This is a genomic window from Saccharibacillus sacchari, from assembly GCF_037722395.1.
Classification (GTDB): domain Bacteria; phylum Bacillota; class Bacilli; order Paenibacillales; family Paenibacillaceae; genus Saccharibacillus; species Saccharibacillus sacchari_A.
Genome location: NZ_JBBKAR010000033.1, coordinates 250,674 through 276,005, shown reverse-complemented (window position 1 = coordinate 276,005; position 25,332 = coordinate 250,674). Strand labels below are relative to the sequence as shown.

Annotated in this window: 22 protein-coding genes and 1 other RNA gene; 1 reads left to right on the top strand and 22 read right to left on the bottom strand. The window is 50.8% G+C overall.

Translation table 11 applies throughout. The features are described 5' to 3' along the window. Positions 1 to 71: 71 nt before the first annotated feature. The 11 genes from WKI47_RS10130 to WKI47_RS10080 form a co-directional block, all read right to left on the bottom strand. Positions 72 to 482, bottom strand: a complete 411-nt coding sequence (locus WKI47_RS10130; RefSeq protein ID WP_340227013.1) for a hypothetical protein — start codon at positions 480 to 482, stop codon at positions 72 to 74. Positions 483 to 511: 29 nt separating this feature from the next. Next, positions 512 to 1,468 (bottom strand): 16S rRNA (cytosine(1402)-N(4))-methyltransferase RsmH, encoded by a 957-nt coding sequence (gene rsmH, locus WKI47_RS10125; RefSeq protein WP_340227012.1) that lies wholly within the window; start codon positions 1,466 to 1,468, stop codon positions 512 to 514. A 46-nt stretch (positions 1,469 to 1,514) separates the two neighbouring features. Further along, positions 1,515 to 1,952 (bottom strand): division/cell wall cluster transcriptional repressor MraZ, encoded by a 438-nt coding sequence (gene mraZ / locus WKI47_RS10120; RefSeq protein WP_340227011.1) that lies wholly within the window; start codon positions 1,950 to 1,952, stop codon positions 1,515 to 1,517. Between the two features lie 233 nt (positions 1,953 to 2,185). Then, positions 2,186 to 3,451, bottom strand: coding sequence for an adenosylhomocysteinase (locus WKI47_RS10115; protein WP_340227010.1), 1,266 nt, complete (start codon positions 3,449 to 3,451; stop codon positions 2,186 to 2,188). Between the two features lie 32 nt (positions 3,452 to 3,483). After that, entirely contained in the window at positions 3,484 to 5,112 is a 1,629-nt protein-coding gene (gene bshC, locus WKI47_RS10110) for a bacillithiol biosynthesis cysteine-adding enzyme BshC (RefSeq protein ID WP_340227009.1), read from the bottom strand. Between the two features lie 210 nt (positions 5,113 to 5,322). Continuing rightward, positions 5,323 to 6,237, bottom strand: coding sequence for an ABC transporter ATP-binding protein (locus tag WKI47_RS10105; protein WP_340227505.1), 915 nt, complete (start codon positions 6,235 to 6,237; stop codon positions 5,323 to 5,325). 42 nt (positions 6,238 to 6,279) lie between these two features. Beyond that, positions 6,280 to 7,245, bottom strand: a complete 966-nt coding sequence (locus WKI47_RS10100; RefSeq protein ID WP_425355450.1) for an ABC transporter permease — start codon at positions 7,243 to 7,245, stop codon at positions 6,280 to 6,282. 4 nt (positions 7,246 to 7,249) lie between these two features. Beyond that, on the bottom strand, positions 7,250 to 8,182 hold the full coding sequence (locus WKI47_RS10095; protein WP_340227008.1) for an ABC transporter permease: 933 nt from the start codon (positions 8,180 to 8,182) through the stop codon (positions 7,250 to 7,252). Positions 8,183 to 8,392: 210 nt separating this feature from the next. Further along, positions 8,393 to 10,120, bottom strand: coding sequence for a peptide ABC transporter substrate-binding protein (locus tag WKI47_RS10090; protein ID WP_340227007.1), 1,728 nt, complete (start codon positions 10,118 to 10,120; stop codon positions 8,393 to 8,395). 207 nt (positions 10,121 to 10,327) lie between these two features. After that, complete coding sequence (locus WKI47_RS10085) at positions 10,328 to 10,714, bottom strand: DUF3397 domain-containing protein (protein WP_340227006.1); 387 nt, start codon at positions 10,712 to 10,714, stop codon at positions 10,328 to 10,330. A 25-nt stretch (positions 10,715 to 10,739) separates the two neighbouring features. Continuing rightward, entirely contained in the window at positions 10,740 to 11,711 is a 972-nt protein-coding gene (locus WKI47_RS10080; protein WP_340227005.1) for a ketopantoate reductase family protein, read from the bottom strand. Between the two features lie 179 nt (positions 11,712 to 11,890). Here WKI47_RS10080 and WKI47_RS10075 point away from each other — a divergent pair, with 179 nt between their 5' ends. Further along, positions 11,891 to 12,976, top strand: a complete 1,086-nt coding sequence (locus WKI47_RS10075; protein WP_340227004.1) for a hypothetical protein — start codon at positions 11,891 to 11,893, stop codon at positions 12,974 to 12,976. 89 nt (positions 12,977 to 13,065) lie between these two features. On the opposite strand, the gene WKI47_RS10070 is transcribed toward WKI47_RS10075, so the two are convergent. From WKI47_RS10070 to rnpB, 11 genes are all read right to left on the bottom strand, one after another. Continuing rightward, entirely contained in the window at positions 13,066 to 14,286 is a 1,221-nt protein-coding gene (locus WKI47_RS10070; protein WP_340227003.1) for an extracellular solute-binding protein, read from the bottom strand. Between the two features lie 115 nt (positions 14,287 to 14,401). Next, positions 14,402 to 15,739, bottom strand: a complete 1,338-nt coding sequence (locus WKI47_RS10065; protein WP_340227002.1) for a PhoH family protein — start codon at positions 15,737 to 15,739, stop codon at positions 14,402 to 14,404. Between the two features lie 137 nt (positions 15,740 to 15,876). Further along, positions 15,877 to 16,329 (bottom strand): pyridoxamine 5'-phosphate oxidase family protein, encoded by a 453-nt coding sequence (locus WKI47_RS10060; protein ID WP_340227001.1) that lies wholly within the window; start codon positions 16,327 to 16,329, stop codon positions 15,877 to 15,879. A gap of 80 nt (positions 16,330 to 16,409) precedes the next feature. Further along, positions 16,410 to 17,513, bottom strand: a complete 1,104-nt coding sequence (locus tag WKI47_RS10055) for an LCP family protein (RefSeq protein WP_340227000.1) — start codon at positions 17,511 to 17,513, stop codon at positions 16,410 to 16,412. Between the two features lie 184 nt (positions 17,514 to 17,697). Further along, positions 17,698 to 19,539: a translational GTPase TypA gene (gene typA / locus WKI47_RS10050; protein ID WP_340226999.1), complete on the bottom strand. Its 1,842-nt coding sequence runs from the start codon at positions 19,537 to 19,539 to the stop codon at positions 17,698 to 17,700. A gap of 138 nt (positions 19,540 to 19,677) precedes the next feature. Next, positions 19,678 to 20,190 carry a hypothetical protein gene (locus WKI47_RS10045; RefSeq protein WP_340226998.1) on the bottom strand — a complete coding sequence of 171 codons (513 nt, stop codon included), beginning with the start codon at positions 20,188 to 20,190 and terminating at the stop codon, positions 19,678 to 19,680. A gap of 131 nt (positions 20,191 to 20,321) precedes the next feature. Beyond that, on the bottom strand, positions 20,322 to 21,563 hold the full coding sequence (thiI, locus tag WKI47_RS10040) for a tRNA uracil 4-sulfurtransferase ThiI (protein WP_340226997.1): 1,242 nt from the start codon (positions 21,561 to 21,563) through the stop codon (positions 20,322 to 20,324). Between the two features lie 3 nt (positions 21,564 to 21,566). After that, complete coding sequence (locus WKI47_RS10035; protein WP_340226996.1) at positions 21,567 to 22,721, bottom strand: cysteine desulfurase family protein; 1,155 nt, start codon at positions 22,719 to 22,721, stop codon at positions 21,567 to 21,569. A 135-nt stretch (positions 22,722 to 22,856) separates the two neighbouring features. After that, positions 22,857 to 23,618, bottom strand: a complete 762-nt coding sequence (locus WKI47_RS10030; RefSeq protein WP_340226995.1) for a lytic transglycosylase domain-containing protein — start codon at positions 23,616 to 23,618, stop codon at positions 22,857 to 22,859. A gap of 98 nt (positions 23,619 to 23,716) precedes the next feature. Beyond that, positions 23,717 to 24,217, bottom strand: a complete 501-nt coding sequence (locus WKI47_RS10025; RefSeq protein ID WP_340226994.1) for a DUF3907 family protein — start codon at positions 24,215 to 24,217, stop codon at positions 23,717 to 23,719. 698 nt (positions 24,218 to 24,915) lie between these two features. Then, positions 24,916 to 25,332, bottom strand: an RNA gene (gene rnpB, locus WKI47_RS10020) — RNase P RNA component class A.

The window sequence follows — 25,332 nt, the reverse complement described above, 5'->3', positions numbered from 1 at the left end:
CTGCCTGTTTCGATCAACGCTTGCTTGCGAGGCCAAGCGTCGTTCGACGCCAAGGCCTCTGTAATGAACGTCTAATTATCCGTGTCCGCTGCCGGCGCTTGTGATTCTTCGCCGCTTTGGCGATCAACGAAGATCGGCTCGTTCTCTGTCGCTTGGACAAGACCCAAAGCGAGGGCTTTCGGTACGATATCCTGGCGCAGTTCCTGTTGATCCCGCTGTGCCTGCGCGATATCTTTGTTGATCTGATTCGTCTCGCTTTGAACCGACGCGATCTGATGGTTCAGGTCATAGATATGTACATATCGCCATGCCACAATGCTGCACAAGGCGACCGCGACCAAAACGCTGGCCAGATAAAGCATCTTTTCCCGCATAGGGAGCTCGACTCGGCGGGTCACTACCGTTGTCTTTTGCCGGTATTGCTGTGAAGTTTGCTGCTTCTCCCGTTCCCGGATCGCCAGATTTCCGCGTGTCTGTGCCATTGACCAGTCTCCTCGTTTAAGAATTGGTGTTATTTCAGTTTTTCCGCCACTCTAAGCTTGGCCGAACGCGCTCTCGGGTTTTGTTCGATTTCTTCGTCCGAAGGCAGGATCGGCTTGCGATTGATCAACTTGATACTATTCGGACCTTCGTAGACTTCCACCGGGAATCCGGGAGGAGCAACGTTTTTGCCGGTATAGCCAAGTAAAATCTGTTTACAGATTCTGTCTTCGAGCGAGTGGAAGGTGATCACGCTCACCCTGCCATCCTTAGCCAAACATTTTACCGAAGCATGTAAAGCATCTTCAAAAGCGGACAGTTCATCGTTAACCGCAATACGCAAAGCTTGGAAACTGCGCTTGGCCGGATGACCGCCCGTTCTTCTTGCCGCAGCCGGAATGCCTTCCTTGATAATCTCGGCAAGCTCCGTCGTCGTCTCGATCGGCTGTTTCGCTCGATGCTGTCCGATCTTGCCTGCGATGCGGCGCGAAAACTTTTCTTCGCCGTAACGGTACAAAATGCGTGCAATGTCTTCTTCCGGCCATTCGTTGACGATGATTTTCGCCGTCAGCTCGGAAGAACGGTCCATGCGCATATCGAGCGGCGCTTCGTGATTATAACTGAATCCTCGAGATGCTTCGTCAAATTGAGGCGAAGAAACACCAAGGTCAAACAAAAAACCGTCGACTTGCGGATTGCCTTCTTCGTCCAGCGGAACGCCGGCCTGCTTGAGCGCATGCTCCAATTCCCGGAAATTGGTTTTGACCAGCGTGACGGCTTCCCCGTACGCCGCAAGCTTCTCGCGCGCGTTGTCGAGCGCCCAATCGTCTTGGTCCAAAGCGATCAGACGGCCGCCTTCCCCGAGCTTCGACGCGATCAAAGCGCTGTGTCCCGCTCCGCCGAGCGTGCAATCCACGTAAATGCCGTTCGGCTTGATGTTCAGCCCCGCGACCGCTTCTTCCTTCAGTACCGTGATGTGATGAAACAATTTCGTATCCCCCAGACTTACACTGTCGAATTAATAAATAGGTTTGTTAAAAATCAATATCGAAATCGGATAGCTTCTCCGCAATATCGCCGAAAGACTCTTCGGACTGTTGGTAATATCGGTCCCAGTTGTCTCGGCTCCAAATCTCTACCCGGCTTCCTGCGCCAATCACGACGCATTCTTTGTCCAATTGTGCGTATTCGCGCAAATTGGCGGGTAAGTTTGCTCTTCCCTGCTTATCCCATTCGCACTCTGCCGCACCCGAGAAAAAAAACCGGGTAAACGCTCTGGCATCAGACTTCATCAGGGGCAGGTTATTCAGCTTGCGTTCGAGAAGTTCCCACTCCTGCTCGGAGTAAACGAAAAGACATTGGTCCAATCCGCGCGTAATCACGCAGGATGTACCCAATTTATCGCGGAATTTGGCCGGCATAATCATCCGACCTTTGTCGTCGATGTTATGTTTGTATTCCCCCATAAACATCGGTTGACCACTCCTCGCCTTTTCTCCTCCACTTCATACCACTTTCCACCACTTACAGCATAATAGATTCGACGAGCAAAATCAAAGTCCTTCCGCAAATTTCACGATTTTTCGCCGAATTTGACGTTTTTTTCGAATTTGTTTTTCCTTTTCATAAAAAATCAGGCCGCTTCTCCCATTCTCGGGGAAAAACGGCCTGAACATTTACGTACTGCATGGCAAAATTTAATCCCTTACACGTTCCAGCTTTGCAGGTATTTTTTCTGCATATCGCTCAATTCGTCGATTTGAATGCCCATGCTTTCCAATTTGTAGCGCGCCACCTGCTCGTCCAGTTCGAACGGAACTTTGATCATATGATTGCCGATCTCCTGGTAATGTTCATTCACGTAACGAAGCGACAACGCCTGCAACGCGAACGTCATGTCCATGATTTCCGCCGGGTGGCCGTCAGCCGCTCCCAGGTTCACGAGTCGGCCTTCGGCCAACAGATAGATTTTACGTCCGTCTTTGAATCGGTATTCCTCAATGTTTTTGCGTACTGTGCGGATCGATTCCGAACGTTCTTCCATATCCGGTTTATTGACTTCCACATCGAAATGACCGGCGTTGGACAAAATGGCCCCGTCTTTCATCACGTCGAAATGTTCGCCCGCGATCACGGCTTTGTTTCCGGTTACCGTAATAAAGAAGTCGCCCAGCGGAGCCGCTTCTTTCATTGTCATGACGCGGAAACCTTCCATGTGGGCTTCAACCGCTTTGATCGGATCGATTTCGGTGACGATGACATTCGCTCCCAATCCACGCGCGCGCATCGCCATCCCTTTGCCGCACCAACCGTAGCCGACCACGACAACCGTTTTCCCCGCCACGATCAAGTTGGTTGTACGCATAATACCGTCCCACGCCGACTGTCCCGTGCCGTAACGGTTGTCGAACAGCGATTTGCAGAATGCGTCGTTGACGCCGACCATCGGGAGCTTCAGCGTGCCTTCGTTTTCCAACGAGCGAAGCTTGATGATGCCCGTCGTCGTTTCTTCCGCGCCCCCGCGAATCGTTTCCAGCAGTTCGGGGCGCTCGCCGTGCAAAATGGTCGCCAAATCGCCGCCGTCGTCGATGATCAGATCCGGCTTGGCTTCCAGCGCTTTGATATTCAATGCTTTAAGCTCTCCCGGAGCCGGTTGGTATTTCGCGTATACGGTAATGCCGTCTTCGACCAATGCCGCGCATACATCGTCCTGGGTCGATAAAGGATTGCTGCCCGTAATCGTCACTTCGGCTCCGCCGGCTTGAATGACCTTCGCCAGATACGCCGTTTTCGCTTCGAGATGCAGACATACGGATACTTTCAGTCCTTTAAAAGGTTGATCCTGCTCGAACTGCTCCCGAATACGATTCAACACAGGCATATGCGCCGCCGCCCATTCAATCTTCAAACGACCTTCGGGCGCGAGATCGATATCCGCAATAATGCTGTTTTGTTTAGCCAATGAACTCATCGTATCCCTCCTGTTTCTTTGATAGGGGATGCTTATACTTCGATAATCCGATGCCCACCTGTCAAATCGGGCTCGATACTCATCAGCGAATCGATCCAATCCAAGCCATAGCGGTTCAGCATATAAAAGACGGTATAGACACGTTCTTGCGGACGATCCAGCGGGAATAGCGTTTTGTACATCCGTTCCCACCTACGCAGCTCCGCTTCGTTTTGCTGGGCGATGGTCTGCTTGGTTTTAGTCTGTAAAAAGGCGATTTGATCCACGATCTTCACCTGGTTTCTCTCCCCAAGATTGGATAAACCGGGTTGAAGTTCGCTCAGACGTCCAATCACGGGTGCGTACAACCGTTCAAATTCGGCTTTTACCTGTTCAAACAATTCGTCCATGCCCAGCTTATCCTGCTCCGCCAACCAAGCTTCTTTTCGAGATTCGAAACGCTCCATCACGTCTTCGAAAGTTAAACCGTATTGCTGCATATGCTTCTTCGTTACCGGATCAAGCAGCGTGAACGACATCCGCGGTAGCAAAATCGGCATTTGCATACCTGCGACTTTGAATCCGTCCTTTGTGCCTGCCCAGTACGCAATCTCGCCCAGTCCCAACACCGCTTGAAGCACCGGGAACAAATAATCCTGCATCAACGGACGGGTCAAGACGTTATTGCTGAATCGCTCGGGACATCGTTCCAATAGATCCAGCAACTCTTCTTTGGTAAAAATCACCGTTCCGCGACGATCCATGAATTTGCCGTCCTGCTTATACAACAATAAACGCTGGCCGTCATGGATATAAAACAGGTTCGCTGCGCCTTCTACGGCTTGAGCCTGCTGCTCGTAGCCGACCTCTTCTATTCGTGCGGCCGCAGTCAGATACGCCTGTTCAAATTCGTCATTGCGTTCAATCAACTGCTTAAACATCGGACGTTCGAGCGCGCGCAGTGCCGGATCGGCGGAATCAACCAATACAAGACCGTAACGACCGAACAGACGGCCCACCAATCTGGCAAAGCCTTCGCTGAGGTTCAATGCCTCTACAAGTTCGCGGCGCAACAGCTCTAAAATCTCTGCTTTGAATTCGGAGTCCGCCAATACAAGCTCCAGCTCCGTAATGGCTTGTTCCCATTTTTCTTTCGACACAGTAACCTGGCTGACCGAAGATTTCCCGTCATGCCAAGATTCCATGCGCAGTCTGCGTACTTCAAGCTCTGAGGTCAGCACATAAGTATGATCGGCTTCATCCCAGTCATGATCTTCGCCGGCAATCCAAAATACCGGCACAACCTCGCGACCCAGCTTTTGGGAAGCCACACGGGCAGCGTGTACGATCGTTGCCGCCTTATATACAACGAGCAGTGAACCGGTAAACAATCCGCTCTGCTGCCCACCTACGACGACGAGCGACTGCTCGCCCTTTAATTTCTCCAACGATTCACGCACAGCCGGATCATCGTTATATGTCGCGTTGTAAGACGTCAGCACCTCTACCAGCGCGTTGCGGTCAACACGCGGGCGATGAGAGACATCCAGCCATTCAGCGCGACGTTGAAGCGATTGATCGCTTTGTAAATCGTATTCGTATAGTTCATGTGCATGTTGCCCACGCACGTAATCTTCTCCCAAGGCCGAACCCTTGCGAAGCGCCTGCGGAATGACATTCATGTCTGGCCTTGCCTCCTGTCTGCGATCTGCTTAAACCCTTCTTGATTGTACCCAATCGTTCCCAAGTCGTCAAAATAACTTTCATCCTTTTCGGAAGAAAGTTATTTTTGATAAGACAGATTGACCCTTTGTGCCAAAAAAATAAAAAACCGCCTGTTCGAACGACATCCGTTCGAACAGGCGGTGGAGCTTAATTTGCTCAGGATCAGCTCAATGAGGCATAGCAACCCAGTGTCCCGGCGAAACTTCGACCAGCGACGTTTCTTCGGTTTTTTCGTCGGCCGAACGAATCGGACCGCCGCCTTCAGCGGACATCAAGATACGCTTTTTCTGCGATTCGATTTCCGGGTCCGGAACCGGAATCGCGGACAGCAGCGACTTGGTGTACGGGTGGATCGGATTGCTGTACAATTCTTCGCTGTCAGCCAATTCGACCATTTTACCCAAATACATAACCGCTACGCGGTCACTGATATGCTTGACCATCGACAGATCGTGCGCGATGAACAGGTAAGTCAGGCCAAGACGGTCTTGAAGCTCCTGCAACAAGTTAACCACCTGTGCCTGAATCGATACGTCAAGGGCAGAGATCGGCTCATCGCAGATGATGAATTTAGGATTAACCGCCAAGGCGCGGGCAATCCCGATCCGTTGACGTTGTCCGCCGGAGAATTCATGCGGATAACGCGTGGCGTGATCCGTATTCAGACCTACCAGGTCAAGCAGTTCTTCGATACGCTTTTTGCGCTCGCCCGAGCTACCTGCCATTTTATGAATATCCAACGCTTCGCCAATGATATCCGATACCGTAAAGCGCGGATTCAGCGAAGCATAAGGGTCCTGGAAGATCATTTGCATATCGCGACGCATCGCCTTCATTTTACCCGGGGACAGTTTGTAAATATCCGTGCCGTTAAAACGAACGCTGCCTCCGGTTGGTTCGTACAACCGAAGAATAGTACGTCCGGCTGTCGATTTACCGCAACCGGATTCGCCTACCATTCCGAGCGTCTCGCCTTCGCGAATAAAGAAGTTCAGGTTGTCGACCGCTTTGAGCACTTTCCCGCCGCCTACATTAAAATACTTTTTTAGCCCTTCAACTTCGATCAGGTTCTTTCCTGTCATTACTCCCATGGCTGACGCCTCCTTCTTTATAAAATCTGCGAATTATTTGTTTTTAAGCGACGGATCGAGTGCGTCGCGCAGTCCGTCTCCCAGCAGGTTGAACGCCAGCATGATAATACTGATCAGAACTGCTGGGAACAACATCCGCCAAGGGTAGTACATCCAGCCTGTCAGCGCGTTTTCGACCATCGAACCGAGGGACGAGATCGGCGCTTGTACACCCAGACCGAGGAAGCTCAGGAAGGACTCGGCAAAGATCGCGTTTGGAACCGACAAAGTCAACGTAACGATGATCGGACCGCTCGCATTTGGCAGAAGGTGACGGAACAACAGTCGGCCTGTGCCTGCCCCCATCGAACGGGAAGCCAGAACGTATTCGCGGTTTTTCAGTTTCATAATTTCACCGCGAACGATCCAGGACATGTTAATCCAGCCTGTAATCGTCAACGCCAGAATGATCGTACCCAAGCTTGGCTCGAAAACAACCAGCAGCAGGATCGTAACCAGCAGGTAAGGAATCGCGTACAGAACTTCGGAGAATTTATTCATGATCGTGTCTACGCGGCCACCGAAGTAACCCATGATTCCGCCGTAGATAACCCCGATAAACAAGTCGATCAGTGCCGCAGCGACACCGACGATCAAGGAAATCCGTGCGCCGGACCATGTCCGAACGAACATATCGCGGCCCAGATCATCGGTACCGAACCAGTGCAAAGCCGAAGGCTTTTGGTTGGTTGCCATCAGATCATTCGTTTGATAGTCGTAGCCGTGTACCCAGTAAGCCACGTAAGGCCCAAAGATCGATGCGATGATGATAACCACCAGCGCCACGAGACCGCTCATCGCAACCTTATTGCGACGCAGGCGTTCCCAAGTATCGCGCCAAGCCGTTAGGCTCTCGCGCTTGATGACTTCAGATTCGCGTTCATTGATGTTAACAGGCTCGAAATCGTTCGCCGTAACAACGGGAAGAGACTGCTTGTTTGTGATGTTGTCATTCGCCACTTGCTTAGCCCTCCTTGCCCGATGTCAGTTTGATTCGTGGATCGACGAGTACGTAAACGATATCGGTGATAAAGCGCGCGGCCATCAAAATGATACCGTAGAAAAGAGTAATACCCATAATCAAGGTGTAGTCGCGGTTGGTGATACTGTCGACAAATACTTTACCGATACCGCCGATACCGAAGATGCGTTCCACGACTACAGAACCGGTGATGATGTTAGCTGTCATAGGTCCAACGTAAGTTACGACTGGCAGAATCCCGTTACGAATAACGTGCTTCCAAAGAATCGCGGGCCATTTCAGGCCTTTGGCCTTAGCCGTTTTGATATAATCGGCATTCAGAACTTCCAGCATGCTCGAACGCGTAAGCCGTGCAATGTACGCGATCGGACCTGCAGACAGCGCTACGACCGGCAGAACATAACCAAGCGGACTTCTGAGACCGGTAATCGGCAGCAACTTGAGTTCAAGACCAAATAAATATTGGAGCAGCGATGCCATAACAAAACTTGGCACGGCTATCCCGATGACGGCTAGCACCATAACTAAACTGTCGATGAATTTCCTGTGATACAAAGCAGCAAGTAGCCCTAAAGCCACCCCGACAATCGTCGATACAACAACTGCGATCAAGCCCAAACGAAGCGAAACGCCGAATGTTTGACCGATAATATTGCCGACTTCCTGGTTCAGTTTTTTCATCGAGATGCCAAGATCGCCTTGTACGATATTACCGAGATAATTCACATACTGAGTCATCACAGGCTTATCAAGACCGTACTGGGCTTCGAGTCTTGCTCGAATTGGAGCGGGAACTTCTTTTTCGGACATGAATGGATCGCCCGGAATTGCTTTCATCAAGAAAAATGTCGCTGTGATCAAAATAAACAGCGAAAGCAACGTATATAGAAGCTTACTGGTTACATAGCGTGCCATCTGCGAACCTCTCCTCCTTGTTCATTCTGCCTAATAGTAACCTACCTGATTTATAATTGCACATTCATTATTTTCAACCCTATTTACTGGTTAAGCAAGAGCAAAAATGGAAGTTTGACGAACATGCAAAAAAATCGGGATATATATGTGTTTCCATATATATCCCGAGCTGTTATTAACTTGGGGCTTCCTAACTAAAAACCAGAAATCTTAGTGTTCTTCCAGGTAAGCGCGAGTGAAGTTGATTGCACCGGAGAAGTCTGTTGTTACGCCTTTCAGGTAAGGCTTAGTGAGCGATGCTTGAGTGTAGTAGTAAACAGGCATGATAACCATGTTGTCGCCAACCAGAATTTTTTCTGCGGCAGCCATATCCTGCATACGTTTCTCCGGATCGTTACCGCCTTTGTAAGCTGCGTCGATCAGAGCGTCATACTCTTTGTTTGCGAAACCAGTGTTGTTGTTACCGCCGCCAGTCACGAACATATCCATGAATGTCATAGGATCGTTGTAGTCGGCAGACCAACCAGCACGAGCGATTTGGAAGTTACCCGTTTTTCTGCTTTCAAGGAATACGGACCATTCTTCGTTTTTCGTTTGGATCTCTACGCCCAGGTTGGTTTTCCACATATCAGCTACAGCCAGAGCCAGCTTTTGGTGGTTTTCGCTTGTGTTGTAGAGCAATGTGATCGAAGGAAGCGTTGTAATGCCTTCTTCTTTCATACCTTCTTCAAGCAATGTTTTTGCTGCTGCCGCGTCTTCTTTGAAGTAGTCCTTGTCGGAATGCTCATCGCGGAACGATTGGTTGTTCAGACCTGCGATCGAAGTCGGAACGAAACCGAATGCAGGAGTTTGGCCTGCTTTTGTAACGTTATCGATCAGGGATTGACGATCGATTGCCATTGCAAAGGCTTTACGGATTTTAGCATTGTTGAACGGTGCTTCTTTTGTGTTGAACTCATAGTAGTAAGTCGAAGCGATATCCGTCAGTTTGAATTCGTCTTTCAGTTGCTCGGACAGCGGTTGAATTTGGTCAGTTGGGATTTCACCGGTAGGCGCGCCCGCATAATCAATTTCTCCACCTTGGTAAGAAGCCGTTTCAGTAGCGCCGCTGTTTACGATCGAAGCTGTAACGTTAGTCAGCTTGATGTTTGCAGCATCCCAGTACTTATCGTTTTTCGTCCAACCCATTTCCGAACCTGTAGTCCAGGTTGTCAGGGTGAACGGTCCGTTAGTTACCATTGTGCTTGCGTCAGCCGCCCAAGCTTCGTTGCCTTCAACTGTTGCTTGGTGAACCGGATAGTACGTATAGAACGAAGTCAGACCCAAGAAGTAAGGAGTCGGGTTTGCCAGCGTTACTTCCAGCGTGTTCTCGTCGACGGCTTTAACGCCTACAGTCGAGAAGTCTGTTGTTTTGCCAGTGTTGAAGTCTTCAGCACCTTTGATGTAGTACAGTTGGTAGGCATAGACTGGAGCCGGAACAGTTTCCGGGCTCAGCGCACGCTGCCAAGCAAATACGAAATCGTTTGCCGTAACAGGATCGCCGTTGTTCCATGTTGCGCCTTGACGCATGTGGAATGTGTAAGTCAGGCCGTCTTCCGAAATATCCCAGCTTTCAGCAGCGCCTGGAGCAGGGTTGCCGTCAGCGTCGATTGTCGCGAGACCTTCATACATGAAGCGCAGCGCAGTGTTGGCTTGGCTGTCTTGAGCTTGTGCCGGATCAAGTGTTGGCGGCTCTGCACTCAGGTTCAGGTGCAGGGTTTGGTCAGCTGCCAGGTTGGCATCGGTAGCAGGTTCGGTAGTTGTACCTTCACCTGTCGTGGTTTCGGTTGGTGTACCCGAATCCGTAGTAGTTGTCTCTTCGGCGCTTCCGCATGCCGCGAGAACCGTGCCGATTACAAGAACCAGCGTCAGAAGCATCATCCAGCTTTTCTTTTTCATCCTGCAACTTTCCCCCTAAAAAAAGATTAATTTTTTTATTGATTATACCCCGCACCGTAAAAAAAATCTATAACCTTTTTTCAGAATTTTGCGCTTTTTTTCAATTTTCGCTCTGTTTCTGTCACATTTCCTGTCTCAAACCTTGATTTTCCGGCAAAAAAGCCGGTTTTATTTTTATTTATGTTTTCCTTATGTAACATAACTGTGTCAGCTTTTTAAGATGTGCATGATAAACCCAAAAATCCCCAGCAGCATATAACAGGGAGCCAACAACAGAAAACCTAGCCGCCAAAACCCTTTTGCCAAACGTCCCGGCTCTATACGCCCCCGCTTACGATTTTGGGCGCTCCCAAGCAATCCGAGAATAATCAGCAGGATCAACAGCACGACATAGAACCCTATCGAAGAATCGAATACGTAATTATAAAGAGCCGAGACCGCAAAAATCAAAAAAGGCGTCGTAAAATCCATGGCTCGCTGGAATGATTGTTCCTTCGGTTCTTTGCGTAACGCACTAATTGCATAGACGAGTATGAACGGTACAAAAGGCAAAACGCATAATGTAATCAGCACGCCGGAGACCGTTTGAAACATATCATTCCTCCTGCTTGAACGAATTTTAGATTCGCGATGTCCATCCATTCAACCCTTCGATGAGGTAAAAAAGAGTTTGATTGACAGGTGCCTGCTTGCCCGAACGATTGGCAAGTTCAACGACTCCTCCACTGATCCAGGCCGCCTCTGTCCGGTCTCCCCGACTTACGTCCTCCAGCATCGAAGAGCGATTGTGGGCCGTTGCCCGGCAAACGCTCAATAATTCCTCCCACCATGTCATAGGCGCTTCGATTCCGGCAGCGGAATAGATCGTCATAATTTCATCAAATACGGCTCTCATGAATCTGATTCGCTCTTCTTTTTCGAGTAACGCACCATTTTCAATCTTCCATAGAGCCGTCAAAGGGTTGATCACAGCGTTGATAAGCAATTTTCGATACATCGCGATCTCGATTTCATTCGACACGGCCAGCGATAATCCTCCCAAGCCAAGGGCCTTAACCAACATTTTCTCCGCCTGCTCTTGCTTGGCCGACGGTTTTGGCCAAGCAGGAGCAAGCCTGCCAAACAAGGTGCTCCCTTTGCCTGCGTGCAACACAGCGGCGGCATCAAGTCTGCGCGCACCCTCGGTGGTGACAGCCGCATAGACGGGAACCTCCGGTAACGCCTCCGTCAAGCGTTCGATATGCCCCACTCCGTTTTGCAAACAAAAAAGTCGGTCTTCTGCCCGAACATTGGCTTGAAGCCTGGCGATCAATGAAGCATCCAGATGTTTTTGCTTAACAGCCAACACGATCCAACGCGGTTGCCCCTTCTCTTCTGAAAAACGGTCTATTGCATGGGCAGCTATGATAGCAGGAGAGCCTATACTCCATACTTCCTTTTCCGTCGGTCCATTGACTTGAATACCGGAATCCATAATTTTGTTTGCCTGTTCGGTTGTGCGGGTATATAACACGACCTCTGCTCCGCCTTTTGCCGCCGCCGCTGCAAATAACAAGCCGAGCGCCCCACCACCAATAACTTCAACTCGCACTCTAATCCCCCTTGCCGATCGACGCAACTTTCTGACGTGGTTTACGCCTGTAACCGTCAGCCGTATAATTAAATTAAGAAAAACCTGTTATAAGTCATTATTTTACCATAGCAGAGAACTCATCATGATCAGGTTTCAAAAAAAGCGCCAAGGGCGTGCCGGAAAGCGAGGGTTCCTTTGTGTCAAAACGTCTATGTGCCGGCCTGCTCGCGACAGTGCTCGTCTGCGTCCCCTTGGCTGAGTCGGCCGTCGCCGAACCGCTGCCTGGTGAATGGACGCCAGAGCAACGCAAGCTGCTTCAAGATACGTTGTCCCTGAACGAGTTGCAGCGCGATACCGAGCGAATTGCCGAGGAACAAGATAAACTATCCAAGCAAAAAGAACAGTTAAACCAAGAAGTGCAGCAGCTCGAAACCCGGATCTCGGAAAACCGGGAACGTACAGGCACTATCGTTCGAACCCAATATATGCAGCAGCAAAGGCCTTTCCTGTTGTCTCTACTCAATGCTCGTTCATTTGGCGAATTCAACCGTTTATATACGTACTATCGCCTGGCTCTCCGCCACGACGAGAACATTTTGATCGGTTTTCGCGAAGATACGGATACGTTGCAAAAACGCCGTGATCAACTCGCAGCCAATTCCGCACGCCTGGAAGAAGTCAAACGCGGTATCGAGGAACAACGTAGCCGCTTGCTTGCTCTCCAACAGGATATTGATGCTGGCTTATTAACGAGCGACGATCCGGAAAGCTTAAATCGGCTCGCCGAGGAATTGAATACGTATTGGAATAATGTAGGGCTGTACGAGGTGGATGAATATTTCTCGGAACTGGCCGCGGCCAGCAACAAGTTGCCGGACTATTTGCAAGATAGCGGCAAGCTAAAAGTATCCGGACTGGGAACGAGATATACGATTGAGCTTACGGACCAAGAATTGAATGAGTTCCTGCGCTCGCAGAATCCAGACTTCGAAAACTTTGCTTTCAGCTTTGAAGACGGACTTGTTGTTGCGGAAGGTCGACGAGACCGGCTTACTTTGCGTATCGAAGGCCGGTATACGCTTGAAACGGAACCTCAAAATGCGGTTTTGTTCCATGTAGATCGGCTGGTGTTTAACGGTCTGGAGCTTCCTGCAAGCACTCGAACGGAACTTGAACAAAAATACGATCTGGGATTTTATCCCCAACAGGTTGCTCCGGTCGAAGTGAACGAAGTCAAAATGGAGAACGGCCAACTCAAAATTTCGCTTCGTTTGGTTCTGTAATCTGGAAGGATTACCCTTTTCTATCCGCGACGCAAAAACAAACGCTTTGCCGAAATCAGGCAGGGCGTTTGTTTTATTTTGCACTGAATTTAGGGCTGAAAAAATGCGCTAAGTCCTTCAATCCCTAATGTCCCTTCGTAAAAACGCTCTAAAGACCGACTCCAAGAACCTTCCCTGGCAGCCGTCTTTTTGGAGTCTGCCGAAGAACGGCCAACTTGGGCATCCGGCAGCCAACGTTGCAAAGATAAAGAAGCCGGTTCATCGTAAATTGCCCGTAACATAGGCAAATGCCCCGTGGATTGATACCAAGAGGATTGAGTTTCATGACCCGTTATGTAGGCAATCCAAAGAGACGACTCCCGCGATCGGTCGCTATTTGCCGCGATACCCAGACAACGTAAAGCTGCTGTTTTGAACGAAGAAGCGATTGGAGCTAGTCGCAATGTTGAAGTCTCTTCCGAACCCAAACGAGATAATCGGTCAACAGCCAACGGAAGTTCGTCAGATTCGACCAGCGTTCGAAAACCAGAAGGCAATTGTCCACTCTGAGCGGACACTCCGTTCAAGTAGGTCCGATCCCTCAAACGATCAGCCAGCGCCAACGCTTCCTCCAAAGATTGTTCAGACTGCTCTTCCTCTGTGCCTTTCCACAAAGCAATCAAAGCTGCAAACGCACGAACGTCTCCGCCCGGAAATCCAACAATAGTCTTGACAGCGCTCTCGTTTTCTTCCCACGTTTTCCATTCTTCTATATTCCGGGGCAGTTCGCCTGACGTTGCGGTAAATCGTTTCGGGTTCCAGACAACGCCGTACGGATCGAAATCAAGAGGCACACCCCAGCGGTATCCGTTCCATTCGACTGAGGCTGCGGAAATCGGAAGCGAATCGGAAGCCGCGACAACGCCTCCCTCATATAAATCCGCGGGCAATAAGCGACCGGAAGATGCGAAATCCGCAACCCAGGCTCCGTCCAGCATCAACACATCGGGCTCTCTGCCCGTGGCATAAGCTTCACGATACGTCTTATAAGCTTGTTCGGGAGCAATATTCACCAAATTAACGACTGCACCGGATCGCTGCTGATACTCTTCATTTAATGCTTGCAAGAATTCAAACTCCGACGTGCCCATCATCGTATACACTTCGATCTCGCGCAATGGTTGCCGGGATTCTCCTCCTCGCAGTGCGGCAGCCTCTTCATCCGGCTCCTTCCGCGGTCCGGTCTGTGCAGTCTCGGGCAAAGACGGCGACAGATTGATCAGAGCAAGCAGCAATACGCCAAATAGCACGAGATGGTTTTTTCGCTTCAATTCTGTCCCCTCCGTTTCCTGCTTTCCCTATTGTACCAAACGATCCTTTTTCTAACCAAAAAAAGAATCCGGTAGCAAAACCCGGATTCTTGGAATTTGATTGCATAGCTTTCTTCTATAAGAGGTCGGCTGCCAGCTGGGCCAATTTGGAACGCTCGCCTTTTTCCAAGTGGATATGTCCCGCTAGCTTTTGCGACTTGAACTGCTCCACCGCGTAAGTCAATCCGTTACTGGCTGCGTCCAGATAGGGGTGGTCAATCTGATCCGGATCACCAACAAGCACCATCTTACTGCCTTCGCCGGCACGCGAGATAATCGTTTTGACCTCATGCCGGGACAAATTTTGTGCTTCGTCGATAATGATGAACTGCGATGGAATCGAACGCCCGCGGATATAAGTCAAGGCTTCAACTTGAATGCTGCCCATCCCCATCAAAATCTTATCGATATCCCCGGCGCTTTTGGTATCGAATAAAAACTCCAGGTTATCGTAAATAGGCTGCATCCACGGACGAAGCTTTTCTTCTTTTTCTCCCGGCAGATAGCCGATATCCTTGCCCATGGGGACGACAGGGCGCGCAACCAGCAGCTTTTTATACTTCCGTTCGTCTTCGACCTTCGTTAGAGCAGCGGCCAGGGCCAGCAAGGTTTTGCCTGTTCCAGCCTTGCCTGTAATCGTGACCAGCGGAATGTCTTCTGATAATAAAAGTTCCAAAGCCATGCGTTGCTGCGCGTTCCGAGCGACAATTCCCCATACCGGATCATGTCCCTGGAACAACGGCTCCAATCGCTTCGCATCCGCATTTAGCTTGACCAGTGCCGACTTGCTTCCGCCTTCATCCTTGAGAATAGCAAATTCATTGGGGTAAAGCCGTTCAGCCGGGCCACCGACATCCGAGACAAACAAATATTTATCCCGGTAAAAACGATCGATGATCTCATCTGGCACAATCAGGGGTACATACCCTGTGTAGAGCGAGTCCGGGTCAGCGGCCCGATCTGTCATGTAGTCCTGAGCGACAAGGCCAAGCACATCGGCTTTGACTCGAACCAGAACGTCTTTGCTCACCATGACAACCAGACGTTGCTGGGCCTCCGGCAGCTCTTCCTGTTCTTTATGATAATTGAGCGCAACAGCCAAAATGCGGTTATCGTTCGTCATTTCGCCGAAGAAATCCTGCATGGTCTGGAAGCTGCGATGATTGAGTTCAACCCGGAGCGTGCCGCCCGATTCAAGCGCAACCCCGTCGTGCAAATGCCCGAGTTCTCGCAAAGCGTCCAATTCTCGCGATACGCTGCGCGCATTGCGTCCAATTTCGTCAGCCAGCCTCTTTTTCGAATCGATCTCTTCCAGCACGGTAGCCGGAATGACCACTTCATGTTCTTGAAACGAAAAAATAGATCGGGGATCGTGCAGCAGAACGTTGGTGTCGAGAACAAAGAGCTTTTTCACGAAAAATCCCTCCCGAGGCTTAGTGGAACCGCGAGTCTTCATCGAACCGTCAGACGATCCTAGAAGAACTGATCGAAACCGTTCACCACCCCCTTTCAAGAACATGGGATAAAGGCAAAAAAGCCTGCGGCGAGCCGCTAGGCTTTTTTCATGGCACTCATGACCTGGCTGTCGAGCAATTCAGCGGCATGTCGGTCAAGCGCACGGGTATATTCAGGAGGCGAAGACAGATGGGCGCCATAGAACAGCGCGTTTCGAACAGCTTCGACATCCACATCGAAACAACACATTTTAAAAGGAACGTCCTGAAGCGGATTTTGCGCGACGCGCGCAGTTCCGTTGATGGCAAACATTTTCTCGCCTCCAAAGACGGTAAGGGTCACCTTTGGATTTTCCAGCATGTTGCGCACCAGACGCGAGCGATGATCGACCGCAAATCGCAGTGTCGCCGGATTGACGGCATATAACCAGGAAATAGCCGTGGAAGTAGGGCCGTTGGTTTCAGCGTCAACGGTAGCCAACAGCGCGAATGTATCACTCTGTAGCTGCGTGAACAGGAATTCGGTCATTTGCGTAACGGCTTCGGACATCACATGGCCTCCTATACGGCGTCTGATCGGAATCTTTAAATGCTTGCCTCATTATAACATATCGCGAATCAGGCATTCAATCATTCTCCGGCAGCAGGTACGGCAGGCTGGTGGTTACCGGCCAATTCATCTTTAAGCGCTTGTTTGGCAGCAGCAAGTTCGCTATCGCTGATGTACACATACGGACTTTTCCAGTTTCCGGTCACTTTCGGGAAGCTGATATTTTCTTTCGGGATATCCCAATAGGTTTTCACCAGATTGAGAATCTGCTTGTTTTCCAGATCGGTATCCGTGTTGTCGGCTACCGCATCAATCAATGAACCTGACTTCGTCAACACATTGAATGACTGCACCTTGTCCATAATCGCACCGATCACCTGTTGCTGACGCTGGTTACGGCTAAAGTCGTCGGATGGCCCGGTAGGCGGGTTACAGTTCGTTTTCCGATAACGGACATAGTCCAGCGCGTTTTTGCCATCAAGCTTCTGAAGCCCGGCTTTCAGATCGATATCCGTACCGTCTGCCGTATCTTTGTAACACATATCCATCGTAACGTCGACGTCGACGCCGCCGAGCGCGTCCACGATATCCCGCAAGCTCTGGAAGTTGACCACCGTGACATAATCGAGCGGGATATCAAAGTATTTGCCGAGCATACGCTGCATCGCTTCTTTCGCTTCGGTCTCGCCTTTTTTCTCTTGAGCGAGGAAGGTCGGATAATACGCATTGACCTTGCGAACCTTGTAGCCTTCAAGCTCAATACGGGTATCGCGCGGCAGCGAAACGATCGTAGCTGTATTCGTATTTGGATTCATGGCTGCGACCATCACGACATCGGTCAGATGCGATCCCGTTTCCGAACGGAAATCGGTTCCGAGCAAAGCCATTGCGATCGGTTGGGTATTCGCCGGTTTCGCAGGTTCGCCTCCGGTTCCGATCGATTGCGATTTTTGGTACACCCATCCAAGGTACATGCCTGTGCCTATGATCAATAAAACAAAAACAATAGCGAAAATCGTCCAAAATCGTTTGGCGCCGCTTTTTTTGCGTTTTGGGGTTGGTTTACGTCCTCCGCCGTTACCACCGGAAGCTCCTGAACTTCGACGAGGCGAAGTCGTTTCGTTGGAACGTCCGCGGTTACCGCTTGAACGTGGCGGCAAACCGCCGCCTGTTGTGTTGCCCATTTCATACCCAGCTCCTTCTCTTGTACGATCCGTACGACAGACGCAAGCGTTCTTTCGCACAAATGAAAACAGGGTCCGCACGCCACCTTGGCGGCGGACCCTGTTCACCGCTTCATCAAACGTCTTCTGTTAAGACGTCCGCGAAGCGGGAAAAGTTACCGATTGCTTGCTTTGTTTTAAAAATTTACGCGTTCGCTTGAGCTTGCTTGCGTTGTTTCTCCGCACGCTCGCGCTCGCCTTTTTGCAGGATCTTTTTACGCAGACGAACGTTTTTCGGCGTGATTTCGCAATATTCGTCGTCGTTCAGATATTCCAAAGCTTGTTCCAACGAGAACAGGCGCGGCGTCTTCATTTTAACGGTATCGTCTTTCGTTGCGGAACGTACGTTAGTCAGTTGTTTTTCGCGGCAAATGTTGACGACGATGTCGTTATCGCGCGTGTGCTCGCCAACGATCATGCCTTCGTAAACTTCTGCGCCCGGTTCAACGAACAGCGTGCCGCGATCTTCGACGCCGAGGATGCCGTACAGTGTCGAGTTTCCGTTTTCCGTCGATACCAGAACGCCTTGGTGACGTCCGCCGACTTGACCGCCGATCAGCGGGCCGTAGCTATCGAACGCATGGTTCATTACGCCGTAGCCGCGAGTCAGAGTCAGGAAGTTCGTACGGTAACCGATCAGACCGCGAGCCGGAATCAGGAATTCCAAACGAACTTGGCCTGTGCCGTTATTGATCATGTTCACCATTTCGGCTTTGCGCATGCCAAGGCTTTCCATAACCGCGCCCATGCTTTCTTCCGGCACATCGATCAGGAGACGTTCGATAGGCTCCATTTTCTTACCGTCAACTTCGCGTACGATAACTTCCGGCTTCGAAACTTGCATTTCGTAGCCTTCGCGACGCATGTTTTCGATCAGGATACCCAAGTGAAGTTCGCCGCGGCCCGATACGACAAACGCATCCGGGCTATCGGTTTCTTCAACGCGCAGGCTGACGTCGGTTTCCAGTTCGAAGAACAGACGGTCGCGCAATTTACGGGAAGTGACCCATTTGCCTTCGCGGCCCGCGAACGGACTGTTGTTAACGAGGAACGTCATTTGCAGGGTCGGCTCGTCGATCTTCAGGACCGGCAGAGCTTCGGGATTTTGCGGATCGGCAATCGTTTCGCCGATGTTGATGTCCTTGATCCCCGCGATTGCAATGATGTCACCTGCGCCGGCTTGTTCGATCTCCGTACGTTTCAGACCTTGGAATCCGAACAGCTTCTCGATACGGGCTTGCTTCATGCCGCCTTCGCGCGTCATAACGGCAACGGATTGACCTTGACGAATAACGCCGCGGTTAACGCGACCGATCGCGATACGGCCCAGGTATTCGTTATAGTCCATCAGCGTTACCAGGAATTGCAGCGGATCTTCCGTGCTTTCCGTTGGCGACGGAATGTTCTCGATGATGGTGTCGTACATCGCTTGCATGTTGTCGTCTTGCTGCGCGGCGTCAAGGCTCGACGTACCGTTCAACGCGGAAGCGTACACGACAGGGAAATCGAGTTGGTGATCGTTTGCGCCCAGTTCGATAAACAGGTCGAGCACTTCGTCGATGACTTCGGAAGGACGGGCAGCCGGACGGTCAATCTTGTTCACGACAACGATTGGAGTCAGGTTGTGCGCCAAAGCTTTGCCCAATACGAAACGAGTTTGCGGCATGCAACCTTCGTAAGCATCGACAACGAGCAGAACGCCGTCAACCATCTTCATGATCCGTTCCACTTCGCCGCCGAAGTCGGCGTGGCCCGGAGTATCCACAATGTTAATCAGGAAATCTTTATAGGTAATCGCCGTATTTTTCGCCAGGATCGTGATACCGCGTTCTCTTTCGAGATCGTTGGAGTCCATGGCGCGCTCCTGCACATGCTCGTGGTCGCGGAAAATACCGGATTGTTGCAGCAGTTTGTCTACCAGCGTCGTTTTACCGTGGTCGACGTGAGCGATAATCGCGATATTGCGGATTTGTTCTCTCGAATGCATGAATGGAATGTTCCCTTCTCTATTAAAAATGTTAAAAAACGGATGCTCGTGGTTCTCACAAAAGAAGCGTCCGGCAAACCCGCCGACGCTCCTCAATCCCTTTGATTATACATGATTTTCATGAAATTTCAAGCCTTTTTACATTTTGCGCCATCCGCTGCGTTTACCGCTTTGGGATTCCGGCCAGAATAGCAACCAGGCTCCCGCGAGAATCAGAATAATCGAGAATGTGTAAAGAAAAAACGGACCCAACAGACTGAAAATAAACAAGATCATCGATAAGCCGATCAAACCGAGCGAGGCGTAATAAATCCCTTTCGGACGTTGCGTATTCAGCAATGCGTACTCGTAAAGACCTACGCCCGGACCGAGCACAAAGGCTGGCCACAGCACTTCGATCAAGCCAAAGCCCCAAGTATTGCACAATGAGAATACGATTCCGTATACAGTCAACGTACCGCCCGGAACAAGCGCCCACGCCGGAAGCGTACGGGCCGCAAAAGCCAAATGCAACGCTACGCCGGGTATCAAAATCAGAAGTGGCCAGAAGACGCGACCGAGAAAAGCAAACACGCCCCACTGTCCCAACAGAATGATGAGTCCGGCAGTTAAAATAAAAATCCCGACAGCCTTCTTATTATTATTTGGCATCCGACTCTCTCCTTGCGGAATTTTCACGTCGCCTTGCGTGGAGAGGAAGCGCGCGAACGCGTCCTTCCCTTTTGTTATCGGAATATTCCGGCTGTTTATTCAGTCATTAGGCAAAACTTTAATCATCCTTTTCAGAACCAGTCCTGCTTGATCGCGGCTTCCGCTTCTGCTGCTTCACGACGCAAACGGGCACCGCCCGCCAACAATTCGATCGTTTCCGTTCCGGCTGCCGCTTCTTCGATCAGACGTTCCAAATTCGGAGTCACCGCTTCGATCTTGTTCACGATACGCAAATTCGGATTGGTGGTAGGCGATTTCGGAACAAACAACGTACAGCAATCCTCATAGGGCAAAATGGATGTCTCGTACGTTCCGATCTTTCGCGAAAGGCGAATGATTTCATCCTTGTCCGTCATCACGAGCGGTCGCAGAATCGGCAACTCGGTCGCACGTTCAATCACATTCATGCTCGGCAGCGTTTGGCTAGCGACCTGACCCAGGCTTTCACCGGTTACCAGCGCCAGTGCTTTTTCGCGTTCGGCGACCTTGGTCGCAATCCGCAGCATCGCCCGACGCATCAAGGTAATCATGAGATTATCTTGACCCATTTGCGTAAAAGAAGTCTGAACTTCGGTAAAAGGCACGATATGCAAACGCACCTTGCCTGCATACTCCGCCAGCCCCTGCGCCAGATCAATCACTTTTTCTTTGGCTTTTTCGCTCGTGAACGGATAGCTGTGGAAATGGATACATTCCAGCTCAAGCCCGCGCCGAAGCGCCGACCAACCCGCCACGGGACTATCGATCCCTCCGGAAAGAAGCAGCAGCGCTTTGCCGTTCGTTCCGAGCGGGAAGCCGCCTACGCCGGGAATCACTTCTCCGTATACGTAAGCCGCTTTATCGCGGATCTCCACACGCAGTTCCAATTCCGGATTGCGCACATCCACCTTCAGCAGCGAAAAACGCTTAAGCAGCGGAGTCGCGACTAACGGATTCGATTCCTGCGAGGAATAAGGGAAGTCTTTCCACACCCGCCGAACATTGGTCTTGAACGTCGTTTCCCGATCCAGTTCCATGTCTTCGATCAGTTCTCCGGCTGCACGGATAATTTCATCCAATTCCGGCTGCACGGCGCGAACAGGACTGAGCGATGTCATTCCGAATACATTTTGCAGAATCGGAATTAACGTTTCTACGGGTTCGCTGCCGGGATCGACATAAATCCGTCCGAATTCACGGCGGATTTTCGCGTCCGGGTACGGACGCATCAGCGCGCGAACATGCTCGACCGCTGCCTTTTCAAAACGAGCGCGATTGCGCCCTTTAAGCGTAACTTCGCCAAAACGAAGCAATAGATAATCATACTTCTTCATGGTTTATCTTTTTCTCCCCTCAAGCGGTGCAAGACGATCTACGGCACTGCCAATCACTTTCACTAGCTGTCGAACTTCGGATTGCCCATGCTCATCGCCCAAGCTAATCCGAATGCCGGATATTGCTTCTTCGTGTTCCCGTCCCATCGCACTCAGCACGCGGCTTGGCTTCTCCGTTTTGGCCGAGCAGGCCGATTGGGCGGATACTTGCACTCCAAGCTCTTCCAGCGTATGCAGAATCACCTGAGATTTCAAGCCCGAAAATGTAAAATGTATAATATGCGGCGATGATTGCTTCGGCTCGGTCAATCGAAGTCCGGCGTGTCGATTCACTTCGGCTACCACCATCTCACGCAGCGCATTCATTTTCCCGGCACGCTCTGTTCGTCCTTCTGCCGCTAAACGGAAAGCTTTCGCCGCGCCCACAATAGCTGCAACGTTCTCCGTGCCTGCCCGTATGCCGCTTTCTTGCCCGCCTCCGGAAAATAGGGGGAATAGACGAACACCCTCACGTACATACAGGATTCCGACTCCCCGGGGTCCGCGAATCTTATGAGCAGACAAACTGTATAGATCAATGCCGGCTTCGTTCAAATCAAGCGAGAGCTGAGCAAATCCCTGCACCCCGTCCACATGAAAACGAACACGCGGGTGAAGTCTTTTTAGCTGCCGGCCGATTTCCGCAATAGGCTGTACGGCACCCGTTTCGTTGTTTACATGCATAACACTCACCAGTGCAGTGTCTTCGCGAACAGCAGCAAGCACGGTGTGAAAAGATACGATACCGTCGGCTTCAGGCCGTACGTAAGTTACTTCGAAGCCTAGCTGCTCTAACTGCCGACAACTTTCATATACGGAAGCATGCTCAATCGCTGTAGTCACGATATGCTTTTTCCCATCGTTACGGCCCAGCATCATGCCTTTAACGGCTAGATTGTTACTCTCGGTAGCACCGGAGGTAAACACAAGCTCTCCAGGCTTCACGCCTCCGATTGCAGCGGCACACACTTCTCGCGAACGCTCCAACAGCTTCGAAGCCGCTTCGCCGCCGCGATGGATGGATGACGGATTTCCGCTATGCGCCTCCATCACCTCGGCCATAGTGCGGATAACATCCGGAGCAGTCGGAGTCGAAGCCGCGTGATCAAAATTCAACATGCCTTGAACCTTCTTTCCTTACGTCGATTCTTCTATCTTAACGCGCAACTTCTTTTCTTCCAAACAGCAAAAAGATCAAAAAGGGAGAGTATCGCAGCCCCTTTTTGATCTTTGCCTGACTGGCGCCTATGTGGCTTAAATATATTTGGCCTGGGCGGATTCGACCCGACCGATATATTTCTGGGTTTCACGCGGGAGTTGATCGAACTTGGCATTCAAATCTTCTTCCGTGCGGATTCCGAGACGCTGAAGCGTACCGGGTCCGGCGTTATAGGCCGCAAGCGCCAAGCGCTGGGAACCTCCGAAGCGAATCAACATCGAAGCGATATAACTGGAACCGCCATTGATGTTCTGCTCCGGGTCGAAGGAATTCGTTACGCCCAGTCCGGCAGCCGTTCCGTCCATCAACTGCATCAAGCCTTTCGCTCCGGCGCCGGATTGCGCATTCGGATTGAACGATGATTCCGCGTCGATGATCCCGTTGATCAGCGATTGCGGAATGCCGTATTTGGCGCTTGCGGCTTGTACGATATCGGCGTATTGGGCAGCTCCCGTGTTCGGCGTGCCCGATCTTACGGTCGGTTCGGATACCTGGGGCATCTCGATCTTGGCGCTTGAGCTGTCCAACGAAGCCGCTCCGTTTAGCGACATCGCGCCTTTTTTAAGCGAATCCACCTGATCGGCAGGCAACGAAATAGCGGCAAGCGTCTTGAGCAGTTCTTCCGCGGAGATCGAACTTGTCCCGGACTGTTCCATTTTTTGCTGTAAAAGCGCCGCAAAAACAGACGAGTCGATCTTGCCCTGTGCCATATTATTGAGAGAAGACTTATCCAAATTCATGCTATCCATCCATTGGAATTCGATAAGCTGCTTGGCTGTCTTCGGTTCGATAATCATTGGTAGCATTCCCCTTCCTCGGTGTTAAATCCAGCTTAGCCCCGACAGACCAGGTTTGCAAAGGGACTTACGGACCGGTTATCCGGGATTCCGTCCATTTACGAGCGTGGTGCACTCATCCGGCGCTGGCTCAAATAATCGCTCTCGTAGTAGTCCAGATCATCACGCAGTTCTTCATATGTTTTGGTTACGTCGAGAATGATCTCACGCGCTGGAGCGGCAATAGCCCTGCGGAAACGAATCGCTTCTTGCCCGGTATATGCGTAACGGCCATCTTCGGCATAACATTCATTTTTCGGATAAAAGAAACTATTGATGACGTTATGGTACACCTTGTACAGTGTATCTTCCGCGGAATTGATATCGAAATTGGCCCGGCGAAGCAGCACTCCGATTTTTTCGGAGGATGTTTCCGAGAACACGAGCAGATGGCGAAGATCAGACAAAAATCCCTTGTAGTAAGCAACTTCTTCCTCGTCCTGCGACTCCGCAAGCTGGGGCAGCGAATACTCATTCAAAAAAGCTTCGATTCTCAGACTGGCGGCTTTCAACTTTTCTCTGGTCGATTCACATAATTTCTGTACGTTAGGCGCTGACATAACGGCGTTTCCCCCTTGGTATTTGATCGCGCGCTCGGCGCGAACCGGGCTTCCCTGCAAACCCAATTCTTGCTCCGTCCATCGTAGCATAAATTTTAAGCAAAAGCATCCGGCGAGCCGGCAATAAAGCTAACTGATAAACAATAGTTATCAGTTGCAAAGACAGCGACACATACAGTCGCAAGCGGATCATTCGCAACTGGTTACAGAGGTAGCGATGCGCAGAGTCGCAAGCGAACCGTTCGCGTCCTTTTGCTTTCCTATCCCTATATTCGGAAAATGTTGACTATTCGATCACTTTTTTCGCTGAAAACAGCTAAAAAATAAAGAAAGTTGACCTTTTGCACACATTTTTCGATAAAAAAGCTCGTTTGATCGTTTTGGAAGCAAAAATGTGAGCATAACGTCAACATCTTTATTCTCAAAACGATATTCCCGCGAATTTGCTGACGTGACGTCAACATTTGCGCGCGCAATCCGCCCGAACAAGCCTTTCACTTTCTACTTAACCGCTTTGCCGACTTCAAAACCTTCGTTGCGTAGCGAATCAAACGATCGCAACGCAAAACGGCGTGCGCTTTCTTCGTTAACGAAGAAAGCGCACGCCGCCGATCGGATTGTTCGTGCAAACAATTTTCACGTTTCTTGAACGTAACCGATTGCTCGGGCGATCAAGAAGCTTGTCGGGTTGCGTCAGTGCGGAAAGTTTACCGTAAGCCGGGTTCTGTGCTGCTTTGCGGTTCAGACGGGAACTACCCTCCCGCTTTGAGCGACAATCATCTGTCTAGGCCGTTTATTGCTAAACGGCTCAAGCGACCAACCTAAACGCACCCCGGGCAAGGGCTGTTTCCGGCAAAGCCGGGAACTGCGTTTCATTAGGTCTTGCTCCGGATGGGGTTTACCAGGGACGAAGTCACCAGCGCCCCTCGGAGTCTCTTACACTCCGGTTCCACCCTTACCTGTGCACGCCCGGAGGCGGCCATCGGCGGTCCATTTCTGTGGCACTAATCCTTCAGCTCGCGCTGACTGGACGTTATCCAGCATCCTGCCCTACGAAGCCCGGACTTTCCTCCCGTGCCGCCTTACGCGACACCGGCGATTGTCTGTTAAACTTC